The organism is Pseudomonas sp. RL_105y_Pfl2_101, assembly GCF_963970585.1.
In the GTDB taxonomy this organism is placed as follows: domain Bacteria; phylum Pseudomonadota; class Gammaproteobacteria; order Pseudomonadales; family Pseudomonadaceae; genus Aquipseudomonas.
Genome location: NZ_CAXAPG010000004.1, coordinates 1 through 15,932 on the forward strand (window position 1 = coordinate 1; position 15,932 = coordinate 15,932).

Below are 15,932 nucleotides of genomic sequence, written 5' to 3' on the forward strand. Positions count from 1 at the left end.
GGATTACCTGGGCCGCAACGACGACCAGGTGAAGATCCGCGGTTTCCGTATCGAACTGGGCGAGATCGAAGCTCGGCTCGGACAGCATGACGCGGTCAAGGACGCCGTGGTGCTGGTGCGCGAAGACGCCCCGGGCGAGAAACGACTGGTGGCGTACTTCACGCCGCGGGACCTGGACGTTGCGCCACACATCGAGACGCTGCGTACTCATTTGCAGGGGCAATTGCCGGATTACATGGTGCCGGCGGCCTACGTGCGGCTCGATGCCTTGCCGTTGACCGTCAACGGCAAGCTCGACCGCAAGGCCTTGCCAACACCGGACCAGGCCTCTGTCTTCAGCCGTGTCTACGAGGCTCCGCAAGGTGAGCTCGAAACCGTGCTCGCGCAGATCTGGCAAGACGTGCTGGGCCTGCAACAGGTCGGTCGCCATGACAACTTCTTCGAACTGGGTGGGCATTCGCTGCTGGCGGTTCGTTTGCTGGGGCGGCTGGCCGAAGCCAACTTGACGGTGTCGCTGGCCGAGTTGTTCCAGCACGAAAATGTCGCGTCCATGGCGTTGTGGCTGCAGACCCGTGCCAGCGAAATTCAGGTGCAGGAGGCGTTTATACCGGTGCGCACCACCGGCCAGCAGAACCCGCTGTTCCTGGTGCATGAGTTCAGCGGCCTGGATCTTTACTTCCCGATGCTGGGCAAGCACATCGATCCGGATATTCCAGTCTATGGCCTGCCTGCCATCCCGTGGGGCGAACCGCAGTTGCTGACGATGGAGTGCCTGGCCTCACGGTTGGTGGGCGTCATCCGCTCGGTACAGCCACAGGGCCCTTATCGCTTGGCTGGCTGGTCGTTCGGCGGCGTGCTGGCCTACGAGATCGCCATCCAGCTCGTTGGCCTGGACGAAGAGGTCGAGTTCCTCGGCCTGATCGACAGCTACCTGCCACGGCTGGTGGACCAGGGCAGGGAACGCTGGTCACCGGGTGAAGCCCACGCACGGCATTTGCTGGACCGCTGCGAGGTGTTCTGGAACGCCGGTGTCCTGAAGGAGGCGGAGCTCGCCTTGGTGCTCGAAAAACTGGCCCGCCTGCAGACTCGACTGAACGACTTCGCGTTCGAAGGCCTGGTGCAACACTGTTACGACGAAGGCCTTCTCCCGCCTGAGCTGGCGGAGTATAGCGTGGCCCAGCTCTGGCAGTACCTGGATCGCGAGGTCGCCCACGGTCATGCGTTGGCCCATTACTCGGTCTATCCGATCTCCGTGCCGGTCCACCTGCTGATTGCCGAGGAGCGCAAAGACGACGCGCCTGAACATTCCGGCTACCTGGGTTGGGACGCTGTCCTGCCCAAGACGCAGATGCACTGCGTCAAGGTGCCGGGCAACCACCAGACGATGATGCAGGCCCCGCGGGTCGAGGCATTGGGCCAAGCCATCACCATTGCACTGGGTACTGCCGCCGCACGTCCGGCACCTTCGCCGAGGAACCGTTACCAGCCGCTGCTGACGATTCAGGGCGGACGCGCCGACCGGGCACCGATCTTCTGTGTTCCGGGAGCTGGCGACAGCGTGACCGGTTTCATCGGGCTGACCGATGCCTTCGGTCCGGAATGGCCTATCCATGGTTTGCAACACCGTGGACTGGACGGCAGCACAGAACCTTTCAGCCTCGTGGAAACCGCTGCCCAGGCGTATCTCGAAGCGATCGATAAGGTGCAGCCGGAGGGGCCGGTGCATCTGCTGGGGCATTCCTTCGGCGGCTGGATCGTGTTCGAGATGGCGGCCCGCCTGCATGCTCGCGGTCGCAAGGTGGCTTCGTTGACGCTGATCGACAGCGAGTCCCCGGGCGGCAACGGGGTGGTGGGCAAGCCCTATACCGCGACGGGGGTGCTTAATCGGCTGATCGAGGCGATGCAGTTGGCCTCCGGCAAGTCCCTGGGTATCGATACCACGGTTTTCGGAACCCAGGACGATACCGTGCAGATGCGCTTGCTGCATGCCGGCATGGTTCGGGCCGGCATGCTACCGCAGCGTTCGGCGGTGGATTCGATGCGCGGTCCGGCGCGGGCTTTCGGTACGGCCCTGCGCACGGTTTATCAGCCGCAACATCGCTACACCGGGCCGGTGCGGTTGGTGCTGGCCAATGATCCGACCCTGGACACGGCTGGTAACAAGCGTGAACAGGAACAAATGATCGAAGGATGGCGCAAGCATATCCCTGACCTCAGTATCTGGTACGGTCCGGGCAACCACTTCACGATCCTCAAGGCCCCTTACGTACACAACCTGGCAGCCTGGTGGCAGGACGGCCTCCCCATGCTCGACGAGGAGGCTGCCAGTGATTGCGTATGACTGTCCTTCCTTGACACGCATCCACGGAACCCGGCGCCACGCTGGTCGGTTCTGAAATCAACGCACTCATGGTTATTTATGGAAAAGTCGAAGTTTCGCAAAATCGCTATCGTGCTCGTACTGGTCGTGGTGGCTGGTCTGATTTTCTACAGCGCGCAATCGCCGGGCAAACCGCCGGAGTATCTGACCGCTGCGGTCGAACGCACAGACATCGAGAACGCGGTGCTGGCGTCCGGCACGCTCGAGGGCGTCAAGCAAGTCGACGTCGGTGCCCAGGTGTCGGGCCAACTGAAATCGCTCAAGGTCAAGTTGGGCGACAAGGTCAAGAAGGGCCAGTGGCTGGCGGAAATCGACCCGATGCTGGCGCAGAACTCACTGCGCCAGGCCCTGGTCAACGAAGAGAACCTGGTGGCCAAGCGGCAGGCCACGGCGGCGCAACTCAAGGACGCCAAGGCCACCTATGATCGCTACAAAAAACTGCAACCGGACGATGCCATCTCCAAGCAGGAGTACGAGACCGCCGAGTCCAACTACAGGGTGGAAGAGGCAAACCTGCTGTCCCTCAATGCCCAGATCAAGGACGCCCGCATCCAGGTGGAAACCGCGCGGGTCAATCTGGCCTACACCCACATCGTCGCGCCGATCGATGGTTATGTGGTGGGGATCGTGACGCAGGAAGGCCAGACCGTGATCGCCGAGCAACTGGCGCCGGTCCTGCTCAAGCTCGCCGACCTCGACACCATGACGGTCAAGGCGCAAGTGTCGGAAGCCGATGTGATTCACATCGTGCCGGGCCAAGAAGTGTATTTCACCATCCTGGGCGAATCGGAAAAACGGTATTACGCCAAGCTGCGCGGCACTGAACCGGCGCCGCAGAACTTCCTCGAGACCCAAGCTGCCGGGACACCGAAGCAAAATACCGCAGTGTTCTACAACGGCCTCTTCGACGTGCCGAACCCTGATCATCGCCTGCGCATTTCGATGACGGCCCAGGTCCGTATCGTCCTGGACAAGGCCAAGGACGTGTTGACGGTTCCCGTCGCCGCCCTGGGTGGGAAAAACCAGGATGGCAGCTACGTGGTGCGTGTGCTGGATGCCGAAGGCAAGGCCCAGCCGCGTAACGTGCGCCTGGGCATCAACAATAACGTCAGGGTCGAGATCAAGGATGGCCTGGCCGAAGGTGACAAGGTTGTCATTGGTGAGCCGACCCCGGCCGTGGCGGGAGCCTGACCATGACCCAACCATTGCTGGAACTCAAGGGCATTACCCGCAGTTTCCTCGCCGGCGAAAAGGCTTTTATCGCCCTCAAGGACATCAACCTGACGATTAATGCCGGCGAGGTGGTTGCGATCACCGGGGCGTCCGGTTCCGGCAAGTCGACCTTGATGAACGTGCTTGGCTGCCTCGACCATCCGAGCGCCGGAAGCTACAAGGTGGACGGGCGCGAAACCGGTTCGATGAACGACCAGGAACTGGCGGTGTTGCGCCGTGATCACTTTGGTTTCATTTTTCAGCGCTACCATTTGTTGCCGCACCTGAGCGCCTTGCACAACGTCGAGATGCCGGCGATCTATGCCGGTGCCGCCGAGTCGCAACGGCACAGCCGTGCCGGGGAGTTGTTGAAACGCCTGGGGTTGGTGGGGCACTTGAGCAATCGGCCCAGCCAGCTCTCGGGTGGCCAGCAGCAACGGGTGAGTATCGCCCGGGCCCTGATGAACGGCGGCGATATCATTCTGGCAGACGAACCTACGGGTGCGTTGGACACCACCAGTGGCAAGGAGGTGATGAAGATCCTGCTGGAACTCAACCGGGCGGGGCACACAGTTATCATCGTGACCCACGATGAAAAAGTGGCCGCCCATGCCCAGCGCATCATCGAGATCCGCGACGGCGAGATTGTCAGTGATCGGCCCAATCCGCAGCAACCGCTGGAGGACCAGGCGCCACAAGGCACACGCCCGCCCAAGGTCAAGCCGGCGAACAGCCTGCTCGCCAGCTTCGGCCTGTTCAGCGAAGCGTTCAACATGGCCTGGGTGGCGCTGATTTCCCATCGCATGCGTACCCTGTTGACCATGTTGGGCATCATCATCGGCATCACCTCGGTGGTTTCGATCGTGGCCATCGGCGAAGGGGTCAAGGAGTATGTCCTGAAGGACATCCAGGCGATTGGCAGCAATACGATCGAGATCATGCCGGGGGCTGACTGGGGGGACAGTCGCTCGACCGCGATCGAAACCCTGGTGTTGTCCGACGTCACGGCCCTGAGCGATCAGTATTACATCGACAGCGCGACCCCCAACGTTGGCCGCAATCTGCTATTGCGCTTTGAAAACATCGACGTCAACGCGACCGTCAACGGTGTCAGCGAGAGCTATTTCCAGGTGCGCGGGATCAAGATCGGCGCAGGCGTCGCGTTCAGCAAGGACGATGCCCGACGGCAGTCACAAGTGGTGGTGATCGACCATAACACCCGCCAGCGACTGTTTGGCCCGAATACCGATCCGCTGGGCAAGGTGATTCTCATCAACAACCTGCCTTGCACGGTCATCGGCGTGACCGAAGATCGTAAAAGCGTATTCAATACCAACAAGAACCTGAACGTATGGATGCCCTATGAGACGGCGGCCGGCCGGTTGCTGGGCCAGCGCTTCCTGGACAGCGTTACGGTGCGGATAAAGGATGGTCAACCGAGCAAGGTCGTGGAAGACAACGTCGTCAAGCTCCTGACCCAACGCCATGGTATCAAGGACTTTTTCACCTACAACCTCGACAGCGTGCTGCAGACGGTGCAGAAAACCAGTCAGTCCCTGGCGCTGTTGCTCTCGTTGATTGCGATCATCTCGCTGGTGGTCGGTGGCATCGGTGTGATGAACATCATGCTGGTCTCGGTGACCGAGCGTACCCGCGAAATCGGTATCCGCATGGCCGTCGGCGCACGCCAGTCCGACATCCGCCAGCAGTTCCTGGTGGAGGCGGTGATGGTGTGTCTGATGGGCGGGATGATTGGAATCGCCCTGTCGTTTGGTATCGGCTACGTCTTTTCGATCTTCGTCAAGGAATGGCAGATGGTGTTCTCGATGGGATCGATCGTCACTGCTGTCGTCTGTTCGACCCTGATCGGAATCGTGTTCGGCTTCGTGCCCGCGCGCAATGCCGCGCGGCTCGATCCGATCAATGCATTGGCAAGGGATTGAGTCGGCCCGCCAGGCTTGAAGCCTGGCATAGATCTCTGTGGCCAGGGAGCAAGCTCCCTGGCCATATACCCCATAGGTTGTGCCTGGCTCCTTTATACCGCTACGCGTGCCGCATGCGGGCGAGCTTCAGCCACTTTCCTCACCGCCTGTTCGAAACGCTCCAGCACCATGCCGACCTCGGTCTCTGTGATGGTCAGGGGTGGCAGGAACCTGAGCACTGCGCCATGGCGCCCGCCGGTTTCCATTATCAAGCCGTTGTCAAAACAGTTGAGCTTGATGGCGTGTGCACGGGCGCCGTCAGCCTGGCCGGTGCGCGGGTTGTCTGCAGGCTGGGTGATTTCCACGCCGATCATCAACCCGCGACCGCGGATGTCGCCAATGAATGGAAAACGCTGCGCGATGTCCTGCAGGCCGCTCTCCAGTCGTTCACCCATCCGGGCGGCATGAGCGACGAGATGGTCTTTCCTGATTTGCTGCATGGTGGCCGCGCCGGCCACCATCGCCACCTGATTTCCGCGGAAGGTGCCCGCATGCATGCCAGGCCCCCAGGTATCCAGATGCTCGGCATACACGATCACCGCCAGTGGGTAGCCACCGCCGATGGCTTTGGACAGCACTAGGATGTCGGGGACGATGCCGGCGTGCTCGATGGCGAATGTGCTGCCGGTGCGGCCCAGGCCGGTCTGGACTTCGTCGACGATCAGCAAGATGTCCTGTTCGAGGGTGATTTCCCGCAGGGCCCGCAGCCAGTTGGCCGAGGCCGGGATGCAACCGCCTTCGCCTTGCACCACCTCGACAATGACCGCCGCCGGTTTGGCGACGCCGCCTTCCGGGTCCGATAGGACGGTGCGGATGTAGTCGATGGACAGTTGATCGGTGTGCTCACCATTGGTGCCGAACGGGCAGCGAAATCTGTAGGGGAAGGGCAGAAAGTGCGTGCCTTGGGCAATCAAGCCATCGCCGGTCTTGGGCGTCAGCTTGCCCATCGCCGACAGCGCGCCGGCCGTCATTCCGTGGTAGCCACCGTGGAACGCCATCAGTGGCGAGCGCTTGGTGTAGTAACGGGCCAACTTGATGGCGGCCTCGACGGCATCCGAACCGCTGGGCCCGCAGAAGAGAATCTTGCTGGTGTCGCGCATTTTCGCCGGCAACATCGAGAACAGCTCCTGCACGAACACGTGTTTGGCCGGCGTGGCCAGGTCCAGTGCCTGCTGCAGGTGGTCGCTGTCGAGGAAGCGCATCACCGCATCCCGGACTTCGGGCGGGTTGTGCCCGAGGGCCAGTGTCCCGGCGTTTGACAGGCAATCGAGGAATTCCTGGCCGCTGGCGTCCTTGATACGCATGCCCTTGCCGCTGACGAACAGTCGCTGGAAAGTCTGCGCATAGGTGCGTGCGTTCGATTCGATTTTTTCGAGGTAAGTGAGTGCTTCCATATTCGATCATCCATTGGCTATGGAGAGTGAACCGAGCGGGGCCATTCATGCTCGACAGCAAGTGCAGCCATTACTGGGCAGGTCGGGCTCATTTCAACAGGCCCTCGACGTTATCGCGAGTTTTCCAGCCGGCAGCTGTCCCCAATTTCCACGCCAGACATCGGAGCGCGCGCGGGGTTAAATATCTGCCACATGAGCCTCATCAAGCCATCGTGAATAATCTGCCACCTCCCTGAGCGGTGCCGGTGCCGGGTGCCTTGCTGTTTTCACCTTTGACACCCCTAGAGAACGCTATGCATGTCTTCAAGCCCCCAGAGAGCATAATGCTGGTGACGCTGTGTGCGGTGGCCTTGAGTGGCTGCGTATTGGGCCCTGACTACCGGGTGCCAGACATCCCGATCGCTGCCAAGTGGCAGGCGCCGGTGCCCCATGGCGCGTCCGTCGCCGGGTTGGCCGACTGGTGGCGGCAATTCGATGACCCGGCGCTGGCCGAGCTGTTGCGCCTAGCCGAAGCCGATAGTCCGTCCATGGATCAGGCTTGGGCGAATATCTCGCTGGCCCGTGCGACGGCCGACAGTGACGCCGCCGATGCCTTGCCCAAGTTCGACGGCAGAGTGTCCGGTGGCCGAGGCGGGCAGCAGACGGGTTCGACGCGTCTCGGGGGCTCAGGCTCCTCAGCAATGATGGATGCCGCCTGGGAACTCGATCTGTTCGGCAAGTTGCGTCGCAACAATGAAGCAGCCAGCTCCCGCGTCGAGGCACGGGTTGACGACTGGCATGACGCGCGGGTTTCGCTGGCGGCCCAGGTCGGTGATTACTACGTGCAATACCGGGGCTGCCAAAAGCTGGTACTGGCCTACAGCGACCAGGCCCAGTCACAACAAGACACCGCGCGCATGACGCGCCAGTCGTTCGGGGCCGGCTTCACGTCCTCCGCCGACGCGGCGCTGGCCGATGCCAGTGCAGCCAGCAGCGCCGCGACGCTGGTCCAGCAGCAGAGTGAGTGCCAGGTGCTGCTCAAGAGCCTGGTGGCGCTGACAGGCAGTGATGAGGGGCGACTGCTGGAGGTGCTCGGACACACGCCGGCGCAACTGCCGCAACCGGCCGAACTCAACGTGCAACAGATTCCAGCCGACTTGCTGCGCCAGCGCCCGGACATCGCCTCCCGCGAACGCGAGCTGGCAGCGGCGAATGCCGAGATCGGCGTGGCCCAGGCGGATCGTCTGCCGAGCCTGAGTCTTTCCGGGACGATTTCCGTGGGTACCATGGTGGGCCAGCGCAACCGCTCCTGGTCGCTGGGCCCGGTGCTGTCGATTCCGCTGTTCGACGGTGGCAAGCGTCGCGCGGCGGCGGAGGGTGCCAAAGCCACGTATGACGCAGCCCTGGCGGTCTATCGCCAAACGCTGCGAACCGGTGTGATGGAGGTGGAGCAGGCCCTGGTGCGCCTCGATGCGGCACGTCGCCGGGAGTCGGATGTGGAGCGGTCCACTGCGGGTTTCAGGGAGTCTTTCGAGGCCATCGATCGCAGCTGGCAGGCCGGTAACGTCAGCCTGCTCGACCGAGAAACCGCACGCCGCCAGGCGCTGACTGCCGAGATTGAATTGATCACCTTGCAGCAAAATCAAGTGCGTTACTGGATCGCCCTGTACAAGGCGCTGGGAGGTGGCTGGCAAGCCGATCAGCCCCTGGCGCGGAACCGGGCGTTGGGCGGAGACGGCGCGTGAGGTCGAGACCGGGCAAATTCGCGCTGGCAATCGTGGTGTGCGCGATCGTGGTGGCATTGATCTATTTTCGTCGAGGCGCTGAACCGGTCGAGGCCGCCCCCCGGGTCAGCAGCTTGAGCGTGGAAGTCGTTCAGGCGCAACGCCAGATCTGGCCGCAATTGTTGTTTGCCAATGGCGCGCTCGCCCCCTGGCAGGAGGCCGTCATCAATGCCGAGACCAGTAACCTGCGCATCGCCAGCATTGAGGCCGATGTGGGCAGCCGGGTGAAGAAAGGTCAATTGCTCGCCACGCTGGCCAGCGAAACGGTGGTTGCCGAGGAAAATAAACAGAAGGCGCTCGTCGCTCAGGCTGATGCCAACCTGGAACAGGCCCGTTCCAATGATCGTCGTGCCCGGGTCGTCGGACAGGGCGGGGCATTATCGGAGCAACAGCGCGAAGACTACCGAATCAAGGTCGCGCTCGCCGAGGCTGACCTCGCCAGCGCCCGTGCTGAATTACAGAGCACGCGGATCAGACTCGGACAGACCCGTGTCGTCGCGGTGGACGATGGCGTCATTTCGGCGCGCACGGCGTTGCTTGGCAAGGTGCTCTCTGCCGGCGACGAGTTGTTTCGCATGGTGCGCGACGGCCGCATCGAATGGCAGGCCGAGCTGGATGCCCGCCAGCTGGCCCAAGTGCAGCCTGGCCAGGTCGCCCGTATGACATTGCCCGACGGCCAGATCCTGGAAGGGCGCGTGCGACTGGTATCGCCCACGTTGAATACCAAGACCAGCCGGGGGCTGATCTACGTCTCCCTGCCAACCGACAGCGCCGCCCAGGCCGGCATGTATGCCAGCGGCCAGATCGAATTGGCGCCGCGCGAGGCCATCACGGTACCGGATACGGCCGTCATCCTGCGGGACGGGCGTTCCTATGTGTTCACGCTTAATGACGACATGCATGTGGTCCAGCGAGCGGTGGTGATCGGTCGGCGCATGCATCAGGCCGTGGAAATCCTCAGCGGTCTCGATGAACCTGCGCGCATCGTGCGCGCCGGCGGTGCGTTCCTCAACGATGGTGCGAGTGTGACCCTCGTTCAATCCCAGGTCGCCCAACCATGAACATTTCAGCCTTGTCGATCCGCCACCCGGTCCCGGCTGTCATGCTGTTCATTCTGCTGACACTTTTTGGTTTGTCGGGTTTTGAAAAGCTCGCCATCCAGGACTTTCCGGACATGGATCTGCCGGTGGTGGTGATCAGCGCCTCACTGGAAGGCGCGGCCCCGGAGCAACTGGAAACGGAAGTGGCGCGCAAGATCGAGGACAAGTTGACGTCCCTGCGCCTGCTCAAACACGTGACGACGACCATTACCGACGGTGCCGTCAACATCAGCGTCAGTTTTGACATCGACAAGGATGGCAACGAGGCGCTCAACGAGGTGCGCAACGCGGTCGACAGCGCCATGGCGCAACTGCCGGCGAGCCTCGACACACCGTCGGTTTCCCGGTTGACCACCAGTGCCTCGGCGTTGCTCACTTATGTCATCGACTCCGACAACCTGGATGAAGAAGCCTTGTCCTGGTTCGTCGACAATGAGTTGAGCAAACAGCTGTTGGCGGTGCCCGGGGTGGCGATGATTGCGCGCATGGGCGGTGTCGACCGGGAAGTCCAAGTCAATCTCGATCCAGCGCTGATGGCGGGCCTGGGCATTAGCGTCACGGACGTCGCCAACCAGTTGCGGGCCATGCAAAAAGACAACTCCGGTGGCCAGGGCAACTTGGGCAGCGGCCAGCAAGCCATGCGCACCTTGGGCGCCATCGACGATCCGGCAGCTCTCGGTGCGATCGACATTCCCAGCGGCGATGGCCGCCTGCTTGCCCTGGGTCAGTTGGCCGACATTCGTGACAGCCACGCCGAACGCAGCACCCGGGCGTTTCACGATGGCAGGCCGGTGATCGGTTTCCAGGTCACCCGCTCCCTGGGATTCTCCGATGTCGGCGTCGCCAACGACGTGCGCAAGGCCATGAGCGCGTTTGAGAAACAGCATCCCAACGTGCAGATCGTTGAAGCCAGTGACACGGTCAAGGCCGTGCTCGCCAATTATCACGACTCGATGAATTTGCTTTACGAAGGCATGCTGCTGGCGGTGTTGGTGGTCTGGTGGTTCCTGCGGGATTGGCGCGCCACGCTTATCGTCGCCACGGCACTGCCGCTGTCGATCATCCCCACCTTCGGGGTGATGTACCTGGCCGGTTTTACCCTCAATGCCGTTTCCCTGCTGGCCCTGGCGCTGGTCATCGGCGTGCTGGTGGACGATGCCATCGTCGAGATCGAGAACATCGCGCGACATTTGCGCAGGGGCAAGACCCCGCTTCAAGCCGCCACCGAGGCGGCGGATGAAATCGGCCTGGCGGTGCTCGCCACGACGGTCACCTTGGTCGCGGTGTTCCTGCCCACTGCGTTCATGGGGGGCATCGCCGGGAAACTGTTCCGCCAGTTCGGTGTGACGGCGTCGGTTGCGCTGTTGTTTTCACTGCTGGTGGCGCGACTGCTGACGCCGATGATGGCGGCTTATTTTCTCAAGGCAAAAAATGAAACCGACCAAGACAGCCCTTTGATGACCCGCTACCTGGGCTGGATCCACGCCAGCCTGACCCGGCGCAAGACGACGATGTGCCTGGCCGGCCTGTGCTTCGTCGGTGCTCTGGCGTTGGTCCCGTCGTTGCCCACCAGCTTCCTGCCAGCGCAGGACACCGGGCGCAGCAAAATCACATTGGAGTTGCCACCGGGAACGACGCTGGAACACACCACCGCGATGGCCTTGCAGGCCAGCGAACGGCTGCGCGAGCTACCCGACGTCACGCATGTGTTCAGCTCGGTGGGGACCGCCAGCAACTCGGGCGCCGGGCCCGCCGATATCACCGGCGCCGGCGATGCGGTCCTGACGGTGGAACTGGCGCCCCGGGACGAGCGTGAGCGCAAGCAGGTGGCGGTCGAAGCGCAGATGCGCCAGGTGCTGCGCACACTCCCGGGGGTACGCATCAACGTTGGCGGCGATGGCAGCGGAGAGAAGCTCAATATCGTGCTTGCCAGTGACGACGGTGATCTGCTAGAGCGTACGGCTAGTGCCCTTGAGCCTCAGTTGCGTGAGTTGCGCGGGATCGGCAATGTCTCGTCCAGCAGCGCCTTGCAACGACCGGAAATCCAGATGCGACCGGATTTTGCCCGGGCAGCGGAACTGGGCATTACCAGTCAAGACATCGCGGATACCTTGCGCATGGCGACTTATGGCGAATATTCCTCGCAACTGGGCAAGATCAATTTGTCCCAGCGCCAGGTAGACGTGCGGGTGCGCATGGACTCGCTGTTGCGCGACGACTTGCAGGCGATCAGCCAATTGCGGGTAACCGGTCGAGACGGTCAGGTCGCCCTGGCCTCGTTGGGGGATATCAGCATGGGCAGCGGGCCGGCGCAAATCAGCCGACTGGACCGCCTGCGCAATGTCACCCTGTCTATCGAACTCAACGGTCGTAACCTGGGTGAGGTCATGGGCGAGGCCCGCCAACTGCCGGTGATGCGCAACTTACCAGCCGAAGTGAAAGTTGTGGAGCAAGGCGAACTGCAATTGATGACGGAGTTGTTCGCCAGCTTCGGCCTGGCCATGGCCATCGGCGTGTTCTGTATTTATTCGGTCCTGGTGTTGTTGTTTCACGACTTCTTGCAACCGGCCACCATTCTGTCGGCACTGCCGCTGTCGCTGGGGGGCGCTTTACTGGCCTTGCTGGTGTGCAACTTCAGTTTTTCCCTGCCATCGGTCATTGGCTTGTTGATGTTGATGGGCATCGTGACCAAGAACTCCATTCTGTTGGTGGAGTACGCCATCATGGCTCGCCGCGATTATGGCCTGGGTCGATACGATGCCCTGGTGGATGCTTGCCACAAGCGTGCCCGTCCGATCCTGATGACCACCATTGCGATGGGCGCCGGGATGTTGCCGACGGCAATGGGCATGGGCGAGGATCCAAGCTTCAGACAACCGATGGCGGTGGTGGTCATGGGGGGGTTACTGACGTCGACGCTGTTGAGCCTATTGGTGGTGCCGGTGATTTTTACTTACGTGGACGATGCGTTGGAAGGGTTGAAGCGTCGCACTCGAACGCCAGTGGAAGCTGGCGCGGCAGGGGAGGCTGAGGGGCAAAACAGTATTCCCCCAACAAGTACTCGATTCGGTCAATGAACGAGCAATCGTTGGGGGTAGGTTATACGGCTTGTTGAATCGCGGTACTGTCATTCCATTCCATGTGAGCCGGTGTGGCATCCATCGAATGCATCCAACGGATCAGCGAACGACGCCCGCCAATGCCCATCTTGATAGCGGCGCGCTTCAGATAACTTTCGACCGTATTGACTTTCAGGTTCAGTTGTTCAGCAAGTTCGGGAGCTGTGCGCCCGGCGAGCAGACCGACGCACACTTCCGTTTCACGAGAGGACAAACTCAATCCCGATAAAAGCAGTCGATCAGCGAACCTTTGGCGCAGCGCTTCCATGCCACCGTTTTCCGACGCGTCCAATGTCAGGAAAGGGTCCTGCCGAGTGGGTTCCGGTGAAATAAGGGCGGCTACATGTTCTTCGACCATGGGCAATAAAAGACAGGAAAAGTCTTTTAGCAGTGCATGTTCCTGAGCGGAAAATCCCTTTGAAAGAGGCGATCGATATATGGACAGCACATAACGACGACCATTCTTTCGGGTGGTCAGGTGTAACTGCGACGTTGCGTTGTGACCAGGCGCTTTTTCCGAACGCTCGCAGGTCAGCAGGCATCGGGAAAAGTTGGGTATTTTTTGCGCTGCTGCGTCTTCAAAGAGAATGTCGTCCGCCAGGAAAAAAGGCTTGGCGGTATGAGTGTCCATGAGGGCATCGATGCAGGCGTTGTCCATACCGACGCAGCCGATGCTGGAGGTGCTTGGTTCTGACATGTTACTTGTGCCGATCCGTTGCTCGGTAATGTGTGTTGCGTCCACGGGAATTTCCGTGAGTATCAGGTCGTGCAACAGACGAGGGAAATTGCGGCTACCTGTACTGGCAATAACTTTGCCAACGTGCGGGAATAATCGTTGCAGGTTCATCCTTTCTCCAAAATCATCCAAGTATTTGATTATAGCTGCAGTTCAGTGTGCATGCGTGTCTTTGCTGGAATGTTTCGGTCTGGGAGTGTCTGGGCGATGGTCCTGGATATCTGAAGTGTATCCGACGAGTGGTGGGGTATCAGGGCTTGATTAAATACGATGGTGCTGTTGATTGCATTCTTGTTAAGGACCTCTTCATAAGTTTTGAGTGTACAAGGCAATGCGCCATAGATGATCTTCTCTCCTTTCGAACCTAAGGCTGTATTGAGTCGTTCAACTGTCCATCCGGCACGCTTCAGGATTTTTTCCATCAGGGTGTCAACGACAATTTCATAAGTGTGTATTTTTTGTTGTTGGGCAAACTTAATCATTGACAAAAAAAGTGCCGCTGTGCGAATGTCTACATTGGCTTGAGTTAGTTGTCCTGTGGCGAAGTTGTTGGCTGAAAGTGCAAATCTTGTGGCCTCCCAACATTTGTCCAGACGAGGTCTGGCTTCTTCGGCTGGAAGGATAAAGCTCAAGGGGCCACTCATCAGCGTGGGTTTATTGGAGGGGCGTAGTCGAACACAGCCTGTGACTCGGCCATTTTGATGGGTGTAGATATAGATCGCGTCGGGGTCGTCGTATTCATCCCACTCATAGTTGCTGCCTTGATAGCTTTCAATGTCCCACTTCTTTCGGTCGATAAAGGCAAGTTTGCGAATGGATAATATTTGTTCGAGGATTTTGAGTGGGATTTTTGAGTGGCTTACGATGCTGGTGTATACGCCGGAAAATCCATAGGTGTGGGGGAAGTAGTTCATGAGTGCGACTTTTTGGCTGCAGGTGAAGCTACTGTTAACGTTGCATTAAGGTATTTCAACTGTCCTAAAGTACAGTCTTTGACTTGTAGAGTGCGCAGCCTAATTTAGTAGGTCGGCTTCTGCGATGGCCTTATAGTCATTGGAGGTGCTATTTAGTTGCGGGCTTGTATCGCAGTGGATCAAAAAAGTGCAGGGTTGGCATAGCGGCTAGTTGCTGTTGCTCAAGTAATGTCGGGTGTGATGAAACAGAATTCATGTGTTGTTTTATTGACTGATACAAAACTAAGTTCGTAACTGTTTGATAGTTATTGGGTCAAAAAAATGGCGATTGCTGAGACTGGCCCGATGATTGTCATCAACGCGTCATCTAGTGACGAACGCGCTGCCTTTCGTTCACGGGGTGACTTGTTGCCTGTGAGCTCAAAGGATATCTATCGACGAGTGAGGATTGGTATGTGGCACATTGATGTCGGTCTAGTCTTATTGCTCTATTAAGCGTGTTGTATGACCTCGTATAACTTGGAGTTTTCCAAATAAGGCCCGAAACGAGCCTCATGTGACTCATGCTTGATGTCATGTAGAAAGATGATGGATTGGTCAGACCCTCAAAGTTAGCCGTATAGGCTTCTGCTATGGATGGATGCTATGAATTATATTGCGCTCTCGTTGTTGACCGTATTGATGGTGCCGGGGCCAACGAACTCACTCTTGTTGCAAGCCGGTATAAGTAGGGGGCTCAGTACGCTCTCAATGCGTTTTGTCGCAGCCGAGTGGTTGGCATACGTTATTCAGATGACGCTGTGGGGGGTATTCATTGACTTGTTAATGACTGATCACTCGTGGGTGGTGATCGCGACCAAGATTTTTGCCGTATGCTTTTTGTTTTATATTTCCTTGAAGCTTTGGTTTTCGGTAAAAGACAATGCGTCTGGTGCAGCACCGGGGATTACCGTTCCGCTTCTGTTTGTTGCAACGCTGACCAATCCCAAAGGATTGTTTTTTGTTTCCTTCGTTGCGCCAGCAGGCACATTCCTGGCGCTGGACAACTGGCTGTCATTCATTCTGCTATTTACAGGGATTATCTTTCCGGTGGGGCTTGTGTGGATCGCGACGGGCGCTTTTTGTAGCCGGAAATTTCACGCAATTGTGTCTGGGCGATTTTTGAATCGCGCCATTTCTTTGGTGATTGGGTTGTTCGCTTGCGGCATGCTTTTCAATATCGCATCCCAGGTGAATTTTGCCTGACTGTGTTCTGATGTTGCGCTTGAGGGGGTGGATTCGAATAATTGAATCGCCGCCGCGGCTATGCAGGTAGTTACGATCCAGCGCAAG

10 protein-coding genes are annotated in these 15,932 nt (G+C 59.5%); 7 read left to right on the forward strand and 3 right to left on the reverse strand.

All coding sequences use genetic code 11. The features are described 5' to 3' along the window. From AACY31_RS06415 to AACY31_RS06425, 3 genes are all read left to right on the forward strand, one after another. The coding region (locus tag AACY31_RS06415; RefSeq protein ID WP_339504183.1) for a non-ribosomal peptide synthetase at nucleotides 1-2,341 on the forward strand (2,341 nt) is incomplete at its 5' end. 78 nt (nucleotides 2,342-2,419) lie between these two features. Beyond that, entirely contained in the window at nucleotides 2,420-3,571 is a 1,152-nt protein-coding gene (macA, locus tag AACY31_RS06420; protein ID WP_339479209.1) for a macrolide transporter subunit MacA, read from the forward strand. Nucleotides 3,572-3,573: 2 nt separating this feature from the next. Beyond that, nucleotides 3,574-5,535, forward strand: a complete 1,962-nt coding sequence (locus tag AACY31_RS06425; protein ID WP_339479211.1) for a MacB family efflux pump subunit — start codon at nucleotides 3,574-3,576, stop codon at nucleotides 5,533-5,535. Between the two features lie 92 nt (nucleotides 5,536-5,627). Here AACY31_RS06425 and AACY31_RS06430 read toward each other — a convergent pair whose 3' ends face one another. Then, on the reverse strand, nucleotides 5,628-6,968 hold the full coding sequence (locus AACY31_RS06430; RefSeq protein ID WP_339479212.1) for a diaminobutyrate--2-oxoglutarate transaminase family protein: 1,341 nt from the start codon (nucleotides 6,966-6,968) through the stop codon (nucleotides 5,628-5,630). Between the two features lie 323 nt (nucleotides 6,969-7,291). On the opposite strand from AACY31_RS06430, the gene AACY31_RS06435 reads away from it, so the two are divergent. The 3 genes from AACY31_RS06435 to AACY31_RS06445 are packed head-to-tail and all read left to right on the forward strand — an operon-like array spanning nucleotide 7,292 to nucleotide 12,908. After that, a complete protein-coding gene (locus AACY31_RS06435) occupies nucleotides 7,292-8,692 on the forward strand; it encodes an efflux transporter outer membrane subunit (protein WP_339504185.1) in 1,401 nt (466 codons plus the stop codon). Between the two features lie 50 nt (nucleotides 8,693-8,742). Further along, on the forward strand, nucleotides 8,743-9,792 hold the full coding sequence (locus tag AACY31_RS06440) for an efflux RND transporter periplasmic adaptor subunit (RefSeq protein WP_445261528.1): 1,050 nt from the start codon (nucleotides 8,743-8,745) through the stop codon (nucleotides 9,790-9,792). Then, nucleotides 9,789-12,908, forward strand: a complete 3,120-nt coding sequence (locus AACY31_RS06445; RefSeq protein ID WP_339493114.1) for an efflux RND transporter permease subunit — start codon at nucleotides 9,789-9,791, stop codon at nucleotides 12,906-12,908. Before AACY31_RS06440 ends, AACY31_RS06445 begins: the two co-directional genes overlap by 4 nt. Before the next feature lie 22 nt (nucleotides 12,909-12,930). On the opposite strand, the gene AACY31_RS06450 is transcribed toward AACY31_RS06445, so the two are convergent. Continuing rightward, entirely contained in the window at nucleotides 12,931-13,797 is an 867-nt protein-coding gene (locus AACY31_RS06450; RefSeq protein ID WP_339479215.1) for a helix-turn-helix domain-containing protein, read from the reverse strand. Between the two features lie 29 nt (nucleotides 13,798-13,826). Then, the gene (locus AACY31_RS06455) at nucleotides 13,827-14,600 is read right to left on the reverse strand and encodes an acyl-homoserine-lactone synthase (protein WP_339479216.1); all 774 of its coding nucleotides are present in this window, start codon (nucleotides 14,598-14,600) and stop codon (nucleotides 13,827-13,829) included. A 645-nt stretch (nucleotides 14,601-15,245) separates the two neighbouring features. On the opposite strand from AACY31_RS06455, the gene AACY31_RS06460 reads away from it, so the two are divergent. After that, a complete protein-coding gene (locus AACY31_RS06460) occupies nucleotides 15,246-15,845 on the forward strand; it encodes a LysE family translocator (protein WP_339479218.1) in 600 nt (199 codons plus the stop codon). Nucleotides 15,846-15,932: the final 87 nt, after the last annotated feature.